At 67.5% G+C, this 14,593-nt stretch carries 15 protein-coding genes; 11 read left to right on the forward strand and 4 right to left on the reverse strand.

Going from position 1 to position 14,593, the window contains the following annotated elements:
* Positions 1 to 2 precede the first annotated feature (2 nt).
* The 4 genes from ybeY to era are packed head-to-tail and all read left to right on the forward strand — an operon-like array spanning position 3 to position 3,058.
* Complete coding sequence (gene ybeY, locus CG716_RS16425) at positions 3 to 539, forward strand: rRNA maturation RNase YbeY (RefSeq protein WP_094481424.1); 537 nt, start codon at positions 3 to 5, stop codon at positions 537 to 539.
* Positions 536 to 1,828, forward strand: coding sequence for a hemolysin family protein (locus tag CG716_RS16430; protein WP_094481426.1), 1,293 nt, complete (start codon positions 536 to 538; stop codon positions 1,826 to 1,828). The genes ybeY and CG716_RS16430 overlap by 4 nt, the downstream gene beginning before the upstream one ends.
* Entirely contained in the window at positions 1,821 to 2,141 is a 321-nt protein-coding gene (locus CG716_RS16435) for a cytidine deaminase-like protein (protein WP_094481428.1), read from the forward strand. Before CG716_RS16430 ends, CG716_RS16435 begins: the two co-directional genes overlap by 8 nt.
* Positions 2,138 to 3,058 carry a GTPase Era gene (gene era / locus CG716_RS16440; RefSeq protein WP_094481430.1) on the forward strand — a complete coding sequence of 307 codons (921 nt, stop codon included), beginning with the start codon at positions 2,138 to 2,140 and terminating at the stop codon, positions 3,056 to 3,058. Before CG716_RS16435 ends, era begins: the two co-directional genes overlap by 4 nt.
* On the opposite strand, the gene CG716_RS16445 is transcribed toward era, so the two are convergent.
* Positions 3,055 to 4,503 (reverse strand): amidase, encoded by a 1,449-nt coding sequence (locus tag CG716_RS16445; protein WP_094481432.1) that lies wholly within the window; start codon positions 4,501 to 4,503, stop codon positions 3,055 to 3,057. The two genes, era and CG716_RS16445, sit on opposite strands and share 4 nt — an antisense overlap.
* Positions 4,504 to 4,566: 63 nt before the next feature.
* Here CG716_RS16445 and recO point away from each other — a divergent pair, with 63 nt between their 5' ends.
* From recO to CG716_RS16460, 3 genes are read left to right on the forward strand one after another with little or no spacing between them, the layout of a single operon-like run.
* Positions 4,567 to 5,388, forward strand: coding sequence for a DNA repair protein RecO (recO, locus tag CG716_RS16450; protein ID WP_094481434.1), 822 nt, complete (start codon positions 4,567 to 4,569; stop codon positions 5,386 to 5,388).
* On the forward strand, positions 5,348 to 6,262 hold the full coding sequence (locus CG716_RS16455) for a decaprenyl diphosphate synthase (protein WP_207760700.1): 915 nt from the start codon (positions 5,348 to 5,350) through the stop codon (positions 6,260 to 6,262). The genes recO and CG716_RS16455 overlap by 41 nt, the downstream gene beginning before the upstream one ends.
* Positions 6,263 to 6,264: 2 nt before the next feature.
* A complete protein-coding gene (locus CG716_RS16460) occupies positions 6,265 to 6,651 on the forward strand; it encodes a hypothetical protein (protein WP_094481436.1) in 387 nt (128 codons plus the stop codon).
* 3 nt (positions 6,652 to 6,654) lie between these two features.
* Here the strand turns inward: CG716_RS16460 and CG716_RS16465 are convergent, their stop codons facing one another.
* Both CG716_RS16465 and CG716_RS16470 read right to left on the reverse strand, forming a co-directional pair.
* On the reverse strand, positions 6,655 to 7,077 hold the full coding sequence (locus CG716_RS16465) for a Fur family transcriptional regulator (protein ID WP_094481437.1): 423 nt from the start codon (positions 7,075 to 7,077) through the stop codon (positions 6,655 to 6,657).
* Entirely contained in the window at positions 7,074 to 7,406 is a 333-nt protein-coding gene (locus CG716_RS16470) for an ArsR/SmtB family transcription factor (protein WP_094481541.1), read from the reverse strand. The genes CG716_RS16465 and CG716_RS16470 overlap by 4 nt, the downstream gene beginning before the upstream one ends.
* Positions 7,407 to 7,550: 144 nt before the next feature.
* Here CG716_RS16470 and CG716_RS16475 point away from each other — a divergent pair, with 144 nt between their 5' ends.
* The gene (locus tag CG716_RS16475) at positions 7,551 to 8,945 is read left to right on the forward strand and encodes a glycine--tRNA ligase (protein WP_094481543.1); all 1,395 of its coding nucleotides are present in this window, start codon (positions 7,551 to 7,553) and stop codon (positions 8,943 to 8,945) included.
* On the opposite strand, the gene CG716_RS16480 is transcribed toward CG716_RS16475, so the two are convergent.
* Complete coding sequence (locus CG716_RS16480; protein WP_094481439.1) at positions 8,942 to 10,960, reverse strand: TPM domain-containing protein; 2,019 nt, start codon at positions 10,958 to 10,960, stop codon at positions 8,942 to 8,944. The genes CG716_RS16475 and CG716_RS16480 overlap by 4 nt on opposite strands.
* On the opposite strand from CG716_RS16480, the gene CG716_RS16485 reads away from it, so the two are divergent.
* Genes CG716_RS16485 through CG716_RS16495 form a run of 3 tightly spaced genes read left to right on the forward strand, consistent with a single transcriptional unit; the run spans position 10,959 to position 14,592 of the window.
* Entirely contained in the window at positions 10,959 to 12,272 is a 1,314-nt protein-coding gene (locus CG716_RS16485; protein ID WP_275988074.1) for a deoxyguanosinetriphosphate triphosphohydrolase, read from the forward strand. The two genes, CG716_RS16480 and CG716_RS16485, sit on opposite strands and share 2 nt — an antisense overlap.
* A 9-nt stretch (positions 12,273 to 12,281) precedes the next feature.
* A complete protein-coding gene (dnaG, locus tag CG716_RS16490) occupies positions 12,282 to 14,225 on the forward strand; it encodes a DNA primase (RefSeq protein WP_094481545.1) in 1,944 nt (647 codons plus the stop codon).
* A 55-nt stretch (positions 14,226 to 14,280) separates the two neighbouring features.
* Entirely contained in the window at positions 14,281 to 14,592 is a 312-nt protein-coding gene (locus CG716_RS16495) for a DUF7155 family protein (RefSeq protein WP_094481443.1), read from the forward strand.
* The last annotated feature ends 1 nt before the right edge of the window (position 14,593 follow it).

Genomic DNA, 14,593 nt, shown 5'->3' on the forward strand with positions numbered 1-14,593 from the left:
AGATGACTATCGAGGTTTCCAACGAATCCGGCCTCGACGTTTCCGAAGAGGAACTGATCAGCGTCGCGCGCTTCGTGATTCGCCGTATGGACGTCAACCCCGCCGCCGAATTGTCGATGGTGCTGCTCGACGTCAGCGCGATGGCCGATCTGCACATGCGCTGGATGGACCTGCCCGGCCCCACCGACGTGATGAGCTTCCCGATGGACGAGCTCGAGCCCGGCGGTCGCCCTGATGCGCCCGAGCCAGGGCCCTCCATGCTCGGCGACATCGTGCTGTGCCCGCAGTTCGCCGCCGACCAGGCCACTGCGGCCGGGCACAGTCTCGGTCAGGAGCTGGCCCTGCTGACCGTGCATGGTGTGCTGCACCTGCTCGGATACGACCACGCCGAACCTGACGAGGAAAAGGAAATGTTCGACCTGCAGCGCAAGCTGCTCGAGGAATGGGTCGCCGAGCAGGTCGAGGCCTACCACCAGGACCGGCAGAACGAGAAGGACCGCCGGCTGCTCGACAAGTCTCAATTCTTCGACGAATCGTGACGGGCTGGTCAGCGCTACTGGGTGCGATCGCTCTCATTGCGCTCGGCGGTATGTTCGCCGCGATCGACGCGGCTATCAGCACGGTGTCGATCGCGCGGGTGGAAGAACTGGTGCGCGACGAACGGCCCGGTGCCCTGCGGTTGGCCCGGATCATGGCCGAACGGCCGCGCTACATCAATCTTGTTGTGCTGCTGCGCATTGCGTGCGAAGCGGCCGCGACGGTGCTGCTGGTTGCCTTCCTATGGGATGACCTGGGGCTGACATGGGGACTGGTCGCGGCGGCCGCGATCATGACGGTCGCCAGCTTCGTGGCCATGGGGGTAGGGCCGCGCACCATCGGCCGGCAGAACGCCTACACCATCGCACTCACGGCGGCCGTTCCGCTGCAGGCGATCTCGGTGCTGCTGGCGCCGATCAGCCGGTTGCTCATCGTGATCGGCAACGCGCTGACCCCGGGCCGCGGTTTCCGCAACGGGCCGTTCGCGTCCGAGATCGAACTGCGCGAAGTGGTGGATCTGGCTCAGCAGCGCGGCGTGGTGGCCGACGACGAACGCCGGATGATCCAGTCGGTGTTCGAACTCGGCGACACCGCGGCGCGCGAGGTGATGGTGCCGCGCACCGAGATGGTGTGGATCGAAAGTGACAAGACCGCAAGCCAAGCGACGTCGCTGGCAGTGCGCAGCGGCTACTCCCGCATCCCGGTGATCGGGGAGAACGTCGATGACGTTGTCGGCGTCGTCTATCTCAAAGACCTGGTGCAGCGCACCTATTACTCGTCCGACAAAGGCCGCAGCACCGCGGTGTCCGAGATCATGCGGCCGGCGGTCTTCGTGCCCGACTCCAAGCCGCTCGACGAGCTGCTGCGGGAGATGCAACGCCATCGCAATCACATGGCCCTGCTCGTCGACGAGTACGGCGCGATCGCCGGCCTGGTCACCATCGAGGACGTGCTGGAAGAGATCGTCGGCGAGATTGCCGACGAGTACGACCACGGTGAGGTCGCACCGGTGGAGGAATTGGGCGACAACAAGTTTCGGGTGTCGGCCAGGTTGCCGATCGCGGACGTCGGCGAGCTCTATGACGTCGAGTTCGAAGAGGACCTCGATGTCGACACCGTCGGCGGATTGCTGGCCCTCGAACTCGGCAGGGTGCCGCTGCCCGGGGCCGAGGTGGTGTCGCACGGGCTGCGACTGCAGGCCGAGGGCGGCCGGGATCACCGCGGCCGACTGCGCATCGGCACCGTGCTGGTGAGCCGGGCTGCGCGAGAGGAAGACGACGACGATGAGTAAGCCGCTGGAAGCCGAAGACGCCAAGCTGGTGGTGCTGGCACGCGGCGCGATGGCACGCGCGGACGCAGGAGAGGGGGCCGCGGTGCGCGACCTTGACGGGCGTACCTACGCCGGCGCGCCAGTCACCCTGTCGGCCTTGCGGCTGACCGGCCTTCAGGCGGCCGTGGCCGCCGCGGTGTCCAGTGGTGCAACGGGTTTCGAGGCCGCCGTACTGATCGGCGGATCCAATGAGGATGACGGGGTGGCCGCGGTGAAAGAACTATCGCCGGAGGCCGCCATCATCGTGACCGACCGATCGGGGACACCGCAATGACCGCAACGAATGAGTTCCGGTCCGGCTTCGTCTGTCTGGTCGGCCGGCCTAACACCGGCAAGTCGACCCTGACCAACGCGCTGGTCGGCACCAAGGTGGCGATCACCTCCAGCCGGCCGCAGACCACCCGGCACACCATCCGCGGCATCGTGCACCGTCCGGATTTCCAGATCGTCCTCGTTGACACCCCGGGGCTACACCGCCCACGCACGCTGCTGGGCAAGCGGCTCAACGATCTGGTGCGCGACACCTACTCCGAAGTCGACGTCATCGGGTGGTGCGTCCCCGCCGACGAGACGATCGGGCCCGGGGACCGCTGGATCTACGAACAGATCCGCGAGGTGGCGCCCAGGACCACCCTCGTCGTGATCGTCACCAAGATCGACAAGGTGGCCAAGGAGCGGGTGGCCGAACAGCTGATGGCAGTGCACGAATTGGTTGGCGACACCGCCGCTGAGATCGTGCCGGTGTCGGCGACCAGGGGCGACCAGATAGACGTCCTCATCGAACTGCTGGCCGGTCAGTTGCCGCCAGGGCCGGCCTTTTATCCCGACGGTGAGCTCACCGACGAGCCCGAAGAAGTGCTGATGGCCGAGCTCATCCGGGAGGCTGCGCTGGAAGGTGTGCGCGATGAGCTGCCGCACTCGCTGGCGGTGGTGATCGAGGAGATCGAAGAACGGTCGGGGCGTCCGGCGGATGATCCCTTGATCAACGTGCACGCCGTGCTCTACGTCGAGCGGGACAGCCAGAAGGGCATTGTCATCGGCAAGGGCGGCGCGCGCCTCAAAGAGGTGGGAACGGTGGCCCGCACGCAGATCGAGAAGCTGCTCGGCACCAAGGTGTACCTGGACCTGCGCGTCAAGATCGCCAAGAACTGGCAGCGTGACCCCAAACAGCTTGGCCGGCTTGGCTTTTAGCCTTCGGGCTGCGGTGTGTTCCACCAGATTTCGGGCTGTTTGTTGGCCCAGCCGTTGATGGCCTCCAGCTCGGCGGCCAGGGAGATCAGCAGCGGCTCGCTGTTGGCCGGGCCCATCAGCTGCACACCGATTGGCAGGCCGTTGGCGGTGAAACCTGCCGGGACGTTGATCGACGGCCAGCCCAGCACGTTCCATGGAAAGGTCACCGGGCAGGCGGCGATCATCGCGCGGTCGGTCGCGGTCGGGCCGAGGTTGTCGAACTTGCGGGCCGGCGGTGGCGGCTGTGCGGTGGTCGGGGCCAGTACGACGTCGACGGAGCGGAAGATCGCCCCGACGCGGCGGTGCAAGATCGGCTCACTGGCTTTGGCCCGGCGTAACAAGGCCCCCGAGAGCAGCCGGCCCATCCGCATGTTCGCCTCGGTCCGGGGGTCGAGCATGACGTCGTCGCCGAGCCGGTCGGCCCATTCCAAAAGCCCGGCGGTGGAGCGGGGCAGAAAACTCATCGGCAGCCGCAGCCCGTAGTTGGGATTTCCCTCCATCACGGTGTGGCCCAGCATTCCGAGTTGTTCGGCGACGCCGTGGAGTGCCACCCGGATCTCGGGGTGCAGCTTGGCGGGGAAGATCGTGAATGGAAACCGGATGGAAACAGCGATTTTCAGCGGTCCCGGGGCCACGCCGACATGGTCGGACATCCGCACCGGCGGCGGCTTGTGCGGGTCGTCGTCCACATTGCCCGACGCGGCGTCGAGCACTAGGGCGGCGTCGGCCACTGTGCGGGCCAACACTCCGTTGACGGTGATGCCGTTGAACGGGTCGCGGATCGGCCAGGTCGAGATACGCCCCCGCTGCGGCTTGATGCCGACGAGGTGGGTCCAGGCGGCGGGTACCCGCACACTGCCTGCGCCGTCGGAACCGATGGCGGCGGCCACCAGGCCGGCAGCGACCGCGGCCGCGCTGCCACCCGATGAGCCGCCCGGGGTGTGCTTGCGCGACCAAGGATTTCGCGTGTGGCCGAACGCTGGGCCACTGGTGAACGGCCATTGGCCTAGTTCGCAGCAGTTCGTCTTACCGACGATCACGGCACCCGCTGCGCGGAGCCGGCGCACCACCTCGGAGTCCTCGGTGGCCGGCCGGATGGGCCCGGCGGCGCCGAACGACGTCGGCACCCCGGCGACGTCGACATCGTCCTTGACGGCGATGGGGATGCCCAGCAGTGGCGCCTGCTCTCCGGCCGCGCGACGGCGGTCGGCTTCGGCGGCTTCGGCCAGCGCCGATTCGGTGAGCACCACCCGGAACGCGTTGAGAGTGGACTGGCTGGCCACGATCGCGCGCAGCGACTGGCGGACCAGCTCGGTGGAGGTCACCGCGCCGCTGGCCAGTTGATAGAGCTGCTCACCGATGGTGGGAAACCGCGGCGGCCTGCTCAAACGCCCGTGAGCTGTCATGGCGAGTCGAGATTATCGGCGCGCGTCCGCGGTTATGTCGCATTGCGATGGGAAACTTTCCGGATGCGGTTGTATCGGGATCGGGCTGTTGTGGTGCGCCAGCACAAGCTCGGTGAAGCAGACCGCATCGTCACCCTCCTGACCCGCGACCATGGTCTGGTCCGCGCGGTGGCCAAGGGAGTGCGCCGTACCCGCAGTAAGTTCGGGTCCCGGCTGGAGCCGTTCGCGCATATCGACGTCCAGCTGCATCCCGGCCGCAACCTCGACATCGTCACCCAGGTGGTCTCCATCGACGCCTTCGCCGCCGACATCGTCAGCGACTACGGCCGCTACACCAGCGCCTGCGCGGTCCTGGAAACCGCTGAGCGGCTGGCCGGGGAGGAGCGCGCCCCCGCGACCGCGCTGCACCGGCTCACCGTCGGTGCGCTGCGGGCGGTCGCCGACGGCACGCGATCGCGTGAGCTGGTCTTGGACGCTTACCTGCTGCGGGCTATGGGTATCGCAGGCTGGGCGCCCTCGCTGATCGAGTGCGCCCGCTGTGCGGCGCCGGGCCCGCACCGCGCCTTCCACATCGCCGCTGGTGGCAGTGTCTGCATGCACTGTCGTCCGTCGGGTTCGACCACTCCGCCGCAGGCGGTGATCGACCTGATGTCGGCGCTGCACGACGGCGACTGGGAGGCCGCGGAGGCGTCGTCGTCGGCGCACCGTAGCCATGCCAGCGGTTTGGTGGCCGCGCACCTGCAGTGGCATCTGGAACGCCAGCTGCGGACGCTGCCGCTGGTGGAGCGTGTCTACCGGCAGCCCGCCAATCACGTTAAGGAGATGTTCAGGCAGGATGAGGCCTATGGCGATGAACCGGGTGACCAGCTCGTGGCGGGGGGCTGACCGCAAGCGGAAAGAGCAATTTCCGCAGCTGCCCCCGGCGCCCGACGACTACCCGATGTTTCCCGACACCTCGGTGTGGCCGGTGGTGTTCCCCGAGCTGCCGCCCTCGCCCGACGGCGGGCCGCGCCGCCCGCCCCAGCACACCTCTAAGGCCGTGCCGCCGGCCATCCCGGCCGACCAGATGCCCAAGCACGTTGCCGTCGTGATGGACGGCAACGGCCGCTGGGCCACCCAGCGCGGGTTGAGCCGCACCGAAGGCCACAAGATGGGCGAGGCGGTGCTGATCGACATCACCTGCGGAGCCATCGAGATCGGCGTTCAGCATCTGACGGTCTATGCGTTCTCCACCGAAAACTGGCGGCGCAGTGCCGAAGAGGTGCGCTTCCTGATGGGCTTCAACCGCGAGGTGGTGCGCCGGCGGCGCGAGAACCTCGACGCCATGGGTGTGCGGATGCGCTGGGTGGGGTCGCGCGCGCGGATGTGGCGCAGCGTCATCAAAGAATTCGACATCGCCGAGAACATGACGGTGGGCAACAACGTCATCACCGTCAACTACTGCGTCAACTACGGCGGCCGGGCCGAAATCGCCGAGGCGGCAAGGAATATCGCCCGTGACGCGGTGGCCGGGCGGGTCGATCCGGAACGGGTGAACGAGGCCACGATCACCGAGTATCTGCACCGGCCCGACATTCCCGACGTCGACCTGTTCATCCGGACGTCGGGGGAGCAGCGCTCGAGCAACTTCATGCTGTGGCAGGCCGCTTACGCCGAATACGTGTTCCAGGACAAGCTTTGGCCCGACTACGATCGGCGTGACCTGTGGGCGGCGTGCGAGGAGTACGCCGAGCGCAACCGGCGCTTCGGCCGGGCCTGATCGTGGAGTCCGGGGTTCGGCTGGCCGAGGCGCTCACCGCGGTGATACCCGTCGAGGTGGAACCCGATGGCGCGCTGACCTTGCGCTACGAGGGCACGTTCGCCTCACTGCGGACGGTGACCATCGCCGAGGACATCGAGATGGTGTCGGTGACGCAGGTACTGGCATGGGATCTGCCGCTGAACGCCGATCTACGTAAACGTGTTGCGGCACAAGCATCCTCGACGATGCTCGGCACCGTGACGCTGGCGGAGCAAACCGGCAAGCGCGGGGATGTGATGCTGCGCTACAACTTTCCCGGCGAGGGGCTCACGGACCAGGCGCTGCAGACGCTGGTGCTGATGGTGCTGGCCGGCGGTGCCGATGCCCGCCGCGCCCTCACCGACTAGCGCTCAGCTGAGGCACTGCGCGCAGGTGCCGAACAGCTCAATGGTGTGGCTCACATCCGAAAACCCATGCTCCTGAGCCACTTCGGCGGCCCAGGCTTCGACCTCACGTCCGCTGACCTCGACGGCCGCGCCGCAGGTGCGGCACACCAGATGGTGGTGATGGTCATCGCCTTCGCAGCGCCGGTAGACCGACTCTCCAGTGTCGGTGCGGACCATGTCCACCAGATCGGCCGCCGACAGTGACTGCAATGTCCGGTACACGGTGGTGAGCCCGATGTTCTCGCCGCGGCGGCGCAGTTCGTCGTGCAGCTCCTGGGCCGAGCGGAATTCGTCGACGGTGTCGAGCAGCGCGATGATCGCCGCGCGCTGACGGGTGGCGCGCACTCCGGTGGCAGCTGCGCGGGGGCGAACCTCAGCGCCGGTCATTGTCGCTCCTCGCTGGCGTGGCTGATCGCGGCGACGATGATCTCTGCCAGGTGGTCGTCCACCAGCCGGTACATCACCTCGCGCCCCGAGCGTTCCCCGGCTACCACTCCGGCGGCCTTCAGGATCCGCAGATGCTGGCTGACCAGGGGCTGCGGCACGTCGAGGGCGTCGACGAGCTCGTGCACGCACCGCTGCGACTCCCGCAGCTGCAGCACGATCGCGATGCGGACCGGTGCCGCTAGCGCGCGTAGCAACTCACCGGCATGTTCCAGGATGTCGGCTCGCGGCGACGACAGGTCGTCGACTCGGCCATGGGTGGGTGCGGACATCTCACCACCTCCCGGCTTATTGGAAACGATTTCCACTTGACGCTCCACTTTTCCATGCACGATCACGCATGTCAAAACCAGTGTGTGCGTGTCGTTAGGCTGTATGGCTGTTATCCCCATACAACCCAAGGAGTGGCACCCAACGTGGCGTCCGTCATCGATTCCGTCGTCAACCTGGCCAAGCGTCGTGGCTTGGTCTACCCCGCCGGCGAGATCTACGGCGGGACCAAGTCGGCCTGGGATTACGGCCCACTGGGTGTCGAGCTGAAGGAGAACATCAAGCGCCAGTGGTGGCGATCGGTGGTGACCGGCCGCGACGACGTCGTCGGCCTGGACTCCTCGATCATCCTGCCGCGCGAGGTGTGGGTCGCCTCCGGCCACGTCGAGGTGTTCAACGACCCGCTCATCGAGTGCCTCAACTGCCACAAGCGTCATCGCCAGGATCACCTTCAGGAGGCCTTCTTCGAAAAGGGGGGCGAGAAGAAGGGCTATGCCAGCCCGGACGCGGTGCCGATGACCGAAATCGTCTGCCCGGACTGCGGCACCAAGGGTCAGTGGACTGAGCCCCGCGAATTCAACATGATGCTCAAGACGTACCTCGGGCCGATCGAATCCGAGGAGGGCCTGCACTACCTCCGCCCGGAGACCGCGCAGGGCATCTTCGTGAACTTCGCCAACGTGGTGACCACGTCGCGCAAGAAGCCGCCGTTCGGTATCGGCCAGATCGGCAAGAGCTTCCGCAACGAGATCACCCCGGGCAACTTCATCTTCCGCACCCGCGAGTTCGAGCAGATGGAGATGGAATTCTTCGTCGAGCCCGACACCGCACCCGAGTGGCACAAGTACTGGATCGACACTCGTCTGCAGTGGTACGTCGACCTCGGCATCAACCGCGACAACCTGCGGCTCTACGAGCATCCGCTGGAGAAGCTGTCGCACTACTCGGCGGGCACCACCGACATCGAGTACAAGTTCGGCTTCCAGGGCAACCCGTGGGGTGAGCTGGAGGGCATCGCCAACCGCACCGACTTCGACCTCAAGACCCACTCGGAGCATTCCGGTACCGACCTGTCGTTCTACGACCAGGCAGCCGACACCCGCTACATCCCCTACGTTATCGAACCCGCAGCGGGACTTACCCGTTCGTTCATGGCGTTCCTGGTCGACGCCTACGCCGAGGATGAGGCCCCCAACGCCAAGGGTGGGGTGGACAAGCGTACGGTGCTGCGGCTGGACCCGCGGTTGGCACCGGTCAAGGCAGCCGTGCTGCCGCTGTCGCGGCACGCCGACCTGACGCCGAAGGCCAAGGACCTGGCCGCCGAGCTACGCAAGTACTGGAACATCGAGTTCGACGACGCCGGCGCGATCGGCCGTCGCTACCGCCGCCAGGACGAGATCGGCACGCCGTATTGCGTGACGGTCGATTTCGACACGCTCGAGGATCACGCGGTCACGGTGCGCGAGCGTGATCAGATGACCCAGGAACGCATCGGGATCGACTCGGTGGTCGACTACCTCTCGACGCGCCTGCGCGGCTAGAAGCGCCCGCCGCCGCCGAACATGTCGCCGCCTGCGGCGGGTCCCTGCGATCCGCCGTAGGTGCTCGACGTCCAGCCGCCGCCACCTCCGAGTCCGCCGCGCACGCCGCCGGACAGGATGTTCCCGAGGATGAGCCCGCCGATCACCGCGCCCATGTTCGACGAACCGCCCACTCCACCATGGTGATTCATGTACGTCCGCTGGGCGGACTGCACATCGCTGTTGGCCAGCTGTTGGGCCTGTGCGGTCAGCATCGACGCGCCATTGGCGTGCGCAATGGCCTCGGTGACATTGGTCTTCTGCTTGGCCTGGGCGGCTTCCAGCTGGCGCACGGCCTCGTTGAGGCGGGTCCGTGCCTCGGGTCCGACGCTGCCGCGGCGGGTGTCGATGTAGTCCGACACGGAACGCACCCGCGATTGGGCGGTGAACAGCGCCTGGTCGAACGACCGGCCTAGCCGCTCGGCGGTGTCACGCTCCTCGGCGGCACCGGCCAGTAGCCGGTCGAGGTCCGCGTCGGCCTGGGTCAGCTGGGTGAATGCCCCCAGCGGGTCGGAGGTTCCGTCAGTCTGTGCCGCCGTCACGGCGGCGACCGCGGCGTCGCGCGCCGCTGTCAGCTCGTCGGTGTTGGACAGCCCGCCCTGGGTGAGCTGCGCTACCGCCTGGTTGATGCCCTGCTGGGTGTCGGCGATCGCCGACGGCAGGGTGGCCACCGCGTGCCGGATATCGCTGGCCGCACTGTCAACCGCGTCGAGCATCGAACCGGCTTGCTGCAGAGCCGATTCGGCGGAGCGCACGCTGTCGACGAGTTCGCCCTGTTCGCCGGACACAGGTTTGGCTGCCAATTCGCGGGCGCGGCTGATCGAGTGGTCGGCGAAGTCCAGCCGCTCCTTGGCGGCGGCGACGTTGCGGGCCACCGAAGCCAGTGCGGTGTCGGCGAACTCGGTGTGCAGCTGGGTCAGCGTGGCCTGGGCGGGATCGATGCGGGCGCTGACATCCACCAGCTTCTGGGTCAGCCCGTCGAGCCGGTCGGGCGCGTTGAGCACGAGGTCTCGGAGTTCATGGAACGCCTCGGTCTGGGCGTCCAGTTCCCGGTTGGCCTGCGCGGCCGCGACCACCACCCGGGTGAGCAGATCCCGGCGCTGGGCCGGAGTTTCGGGAATCGCGTCGTCGAGTTGCTGGCGTACGTTGAACGCCTGCTGCAAGGTGACTTTCGCATTCTCGACGGCCCTGTTGAACCGGTCGGCCTGCTGCTGACCGAAATCCTCAGCAGCCAAGGCCAATTCGTTGGTGCTGGTGCGCACGGCGTTGTCCACATCGACGACGATCGACCGAGACAGCTCGTCGAGGGCATCGAGCGGGACCGATGCCAGCGCATTGGGATCGGTCGGATCCACCCGCTTGGCGGCTGCCACCTCGGCTTCGTGCCGCTTTTGGCGGCGCCGGCGGCTCCACAGCAACAGCACCACGACCGCCAGCACGATCAGCCCCGCGATGATTACCAGCGGAATCAACGCCGATACGCCGGACCCACCGGTCTTGGTGGCGCTGAGCCCCGCAAGCCCGTTGGCCGCCGCGATCGCCGCACCCGTCCAGTCGCCGTTGTGCAACGCCGGCTCGACCTGGTTCAGGCGCACGTTGTCGACCTGGGCCGAGGTGGCCCCACCTGCGGCCGCCGACGGCACCAGGAACGCATAGGAGCGTTGCTTGGTCGCGATCGCCAGGATGGCGTCCTGGTCGCTCAGATCACTGGCGCGCCGGGTCTCCTCGGTCCAGCTCACCGCCGTCTTGGGGGCGAAGGAGTCGACGTAGACCACCCACAGCCGGACGTGCCGGTCGCGGTAAAGCGCGTCGACCGCATGCTGCACGTTCGCGAGCTGTCCGTCGTCCAGGACGCCGGCGTTGTCAGTGACGTAGTCCGGGAGTCGGAAGGGTGGTTCGGCCGCCGCGACGGGTGCCACCAGAGTGACGGCGGTCAGAATGGCCGCAAGGAGGCTGAGCACACGAGCGAGGCGCATGAGCTTCCAATGTAGTAGGACGGTGCTGGCAGACTGTGCTTCGGTGACAACGAATGAGCACGGCCAGTACGACGCGGCCGACCGTGAGCGGGTGGTGCACGAACCCCCGAAGAGTGCCGGGCTGCCTGGCACGTCGACCGAGCACCGCACCGACTTCGCCCGCGACCGCGCTCGCGTCCTGCACTGTGCGGCCCTCCGCCGGCTGGCCGACAAGACCCAGGTGGTCGGGCCGCGGGAGAGCGAGAACCCCCGCACCCGGTTGACCCACTCCCTCGAGGTCGCCCAGATCGGGCGGGGCATGGCGGTACCGCTGGGCTGCGATCCTGACCTGGTCGACATGGCGGGGTTGGCCCACGACATCGGTCATCCGCCGTACGGCCACAACGGGGAACGCGCGCTCGACGAGTTCGCGGCCGCCTGCGGCGGCTTCGAGGGCAACGCCCAGAACTTCCGGATCCTCACCCGAATTGAGCCGAAAGTGCTTGATGCGCAAGGTCGTAGCGTAGGTCTGAACCTGACCCGCGCCGGCCTTGATGCCGTCACCAAATACCCGTGGTTCCGCGGCGAACGCGGTCGCAAATTCGGCTTCTATGAAGACGACCGCCAACTCGCCGACTGGGTGCGCGGCGGCAAGCCGGCGTACCGCCCCTGCCTGGAGTCCCAGGTGATGGATTGGGCCGACGACGTGGCCTACTCGGTGCACGACGTCGAGGACGGCGTGGTGTCGGGCCGCATCGACCTGCGGGTGCTGGCCGACGACGACGCCGCTGCGGCGCTGGGGAGGCTGGGGCAGTCGGAGGGTCTGAGCGCTGACGAGCTGGAGGCCGCGGCGCAGCGGCTGTCTCAGCTGCCGGTGGTCGCCGGAGTCGGCAAGTACGACGGAACTCTGTCGGCGTCGGTGGCACTCAAGCGGCTGACCAGCGAGCTGGTCGGGCGGTTCGCCTCGGCGGCGGTGCGGTTGACCCACGAGGTGGCCGGGCCCCAACCGCTGGTCCGCTACCAGGCGGATCTGCAGGTGCCGGCCACGGTCCGCGCCGAGGTCGCGCTGCTCAAGACGCTGGCGCTGCAGTTCATCATGTCCGACCCGCGGCATCTCGAACTGCAGGCGCGACAGCGGGAACGCATCCACGAGGTGGCGCACTGGCTGCTCGACGGTGCGCCCGCGACACTGGATCCGATCTTCGCCCCGGAGTTCAATGCCGCCGTCGACGACGCGGCCCGGATGCGAGTGGTCGTCGACCAGATCGCGTCATTCACCGAGGGCAGGTTGGAGCGCATCGACGCGCACAGCACCCGCGTCCGCGAGCTCTAGACTGTGCCGATGGCTGCAGCGTTGGGCGGGGGCGGGGACCGGAAGGGTCGGATCCCCGAACGCGATATCGCCGCAATCCGTGACCAGGTCCGTATCGAAGACGTCGTCGGCGACTACGTACAGTTGCGCCGGGCGGGCGCCGATTCGCTGAAGGGCCTGTGCCCGTTCCACGACGAGAAGTCACCGTCGTTCCATGTGCGGCCTAACCACGGTCACTTCCACTGCTTCGGTTGCGGGGAAGGCGGCGATGTCTATGCCTTCATCCTGAAGATCGAACACGTCAGCTTCGTCGAAGCCGTGGAGATGCTGGCCGACCGCGTCGGTTACAGCGTGACCTACAGCGGCGGCGGCACCAGTGTGCAGCGCGACCGCGGCAGTCGCAGCCGGCTGACCGCAGCCAACGCCGCCGCACAGGAGTTCTACGCTGCCGCACTGGAATCCGAGGAGGCCGCGCCGGCCAGGAAGTACCTCACCGAGCGCAATTTCGATGCCGCCGCGGCTCGCCAGTTCGGCTGTGGCTTCGCCCCATCGGGCTGGGATTCGCTGACCAAGCATCTGATCCGAAAAGGCTTCGAGTTCAAGGAACTCGAAGCCGCCGGGCTGTCCCGTGAGGGTCGGCGCGGCCCGATGGACCGCTTCCACCGCAGGCTGCTGTGGCCGATCCGCAGCGCGAGCGGTGAGACCGTCGGCTTCGGGGCGCGCCGGATTTTCGACGACGACCAGATGGAAGCCAAGTACGTCAACACCCCCGAGACCGTGCTGTACAAGAAGTCCAACGTCTTGTTCGGCATCGACCTGGCCAAGCGCGATATCGCCAAAGGACATCAGGCCGTCGTCGTCGAGGGCTACACCGACGTGATGGCGATGCATCTCGCCGGCGTCACCACGGCGGTGGCCTCGTGCGGCACCGCGTTCGGCGACGAACATCTCTCGATGCTGCGGCGACTGATGATGGACGACAAGTTCTTTCGCGGCGAGCTGATCTACGTGTTCGACGGCGACGCCGCCGGGCGTGCGGCCGCGCTCAAGGCGTTCGCGGGCGAACAGAACCTGGCGGGCCAGAGCTTCGTGGCTGTGGCCTCGGACGAGAAGTTGGCCGGGATGGATCCGTGCGACGTCAGGCTTCATTTCGGCGATACCGCGCTGCGGGATCTGGTGGCCCGGCGCACGCCGCTGTTCGAGTTCGCCATCCGCACCGCGCTGGCCGAGCACGATCTCGATGCGGCCGAAGGCCGGGTGGCGGCCCTGCGCCGCTGCGTGCCAATGGTCGCCCAGATCAAGGATCCGACGCTGCGCGACGAGTACGCCCGCCAGCTGGCCGGCTGGGTCGGCTGGGACGACGTCGCCCAGGTGATCGGGCGAGTCCGCGCGGAGGCTGGGCACAAGCCCGGGGCGCGCGGTGACAATCGGCGCGCGGCGCCCGCGCGTCTGAGCGCGGCCGAGGTCGGTGCCCGCAGGCCCGACCCTCGCGATCCGACGCTGTGGCCGCAGCGCGAAGCGCTCAAGGCGGCACTGCAGTACCCGGCGTTGGCCGGCCCGGTCTTCGATTCGCTGACCGTGGAGAGCTTCACCCATCCCGGCTACGCCGCGGTGCGCACCGCCATCGAGACCGCCGGCGGTACGTCGTCGGGTGTGATCGGTGCCCGGTGGATCGACAAGGTGCGGGAGCAGACAAGTGCCGCGGCGACGGCAGGCCTGATCACCGAGCTGGGCGTCGAGGCGATCCGGGTTGAGGACGAGGAGAGACTGCCACGCTATATCGGTGGGGTGCTGGCCCGCCTTCAGGAGGTTTGGGTGGGTCGGCAGGTCGCCGAGGTCAAGTCCAAGCTGCAGCGGATGTCCCCGGTGGAGCAGGGAGACGAATATCACGCCCTGTTCGGCGACCTGGTGGCGTTGGAGGCGTATCGGCGCAGCCTGCTCGAACAGGCCAGCGGCGACGACCTTACTGCGTGATAGCTGTCAGCAGGCTATGGTTAACGGACTGCCTGTCTGGAGCGAAAGGTCAGATATGACTACCGCGAACACCCGTGCCCGGCGTATAGCCGCTGCTGGCGCGCTTGCCGTGGCTGCTGCTGCCGTGCCGGCTCTGGCTGAGCTGACCGCCCCGACCGCTTCGGCGTCTCCTGGTGGCACTTGCCTGGCGTGGTTCGGCTCCCGTGGCGACGGACAGTGCCTGAGCTACTCGAACAACAACGTCAGCGTGGGCACCCCGCAGCTCGGCGTTTACGGTCCCAACGCCGGCTCAATGCCCGGCGGCGGTATCGGCGTGAGCACCGGCCCGCTGCTGCCGGGTCAGACCATCAGCATTCCGCTGGGCTGAA

Origin of the sequence: Mycolicibacterium sphagni (assembly GCF_002250655.1) — a bacterium.
In the GTDB taxonomy this organism is placed as follows: Bacteria; Actinomycetota; Actinomycetes; order Mycobacteriales; family Mycobacteriaceae; genus Mycobacterium; species Mycobacterium sphagni.

Bases quoted from the DNA above. Each gene is read 5' to 3' on its own strand.
- CG716_RS16470 (WP_094481541.1), bottom strand. From the start codon at position 7,406: ATGTCCGCACCCACCCATGGCCGAGTCGACGACCTGTCGTCGCCGCGA.
- CG716_RS16485 (WP_275988074.1), top strand. From the start codon at position 10,959: ATGAGCTTCCAATGTAGTAGGACGGTGCTGGCAGACTGTGCTTCGGTG.
- CG716_RS16445 (WP_094481432.1), bottom strand. From the start codon at position 4,503: ATGACAGCTCACGGGCGTTTGAGCAGGCCGCCGCGGTTTCCCACCATC.
- CG716_RS16455 (WP_207760700.1), top strand. From the start codon at position 5,348: ATGGCGATGAACCGGGTGACCAGCTCGTGGCGGGGGGCTGACCGCAAG.
- dnaG (WP_094481545.1), top strand. From the start codon at position 12,282: ATGGCTGCAGCGTTGGGCGGGGGCGGGGACCGGAAGGGTCGGATCCCC.
- CG716_RS16465 (WP_094481437.1), bottom strand. From the start codon at position 7,077: ATGACCGGCGCTGAGGTTCGCCCCCGCGCAGCTGCCACCGGAGTGCGC.
- CG716_RS16480 (WP_094481439.1), bottom strand. From the start codon at position 10,960: ATGCGCCTCGCTCGTGTGCTCAGCCTCCTTGCGGCCATTCTGACCGCC.
- CG716_RS16495 (WP_094481443.1), top strand. From the start codon at position 14,281: ATGACTACCGCGAACACCCGTGCCCGGCGTATAGCCGCTGCTGGCGCG.
- CG716_RS16435 (WP_094481428.1), top strand. From the start codon at position 1,821: ATGAGTAAGCCGCTGGAAGCCGAAGACGCCAAGCTGGTGGTGCTGGCA.
- era (WP_094481430.1), top strand. From the start codon at position 2,138: ATGACCGCAACGAATGAGTTCCGGTCCGGCTTCGTCTGTCTGGTCGGC.
- ybeY (WP_094481424.1), top strand. From the start codon at position 3: ATGACTATCGAGGTTTCCAACGAATCCGGCCTCGACGTTTCCGAAGAG.
- recO (WP_094481434.1), top strand. From the start codon at position 4,567: ATGCGGTTGTATCGGGATCGGGCTGTTGTGGTGCGCCAGCACAAGCTC.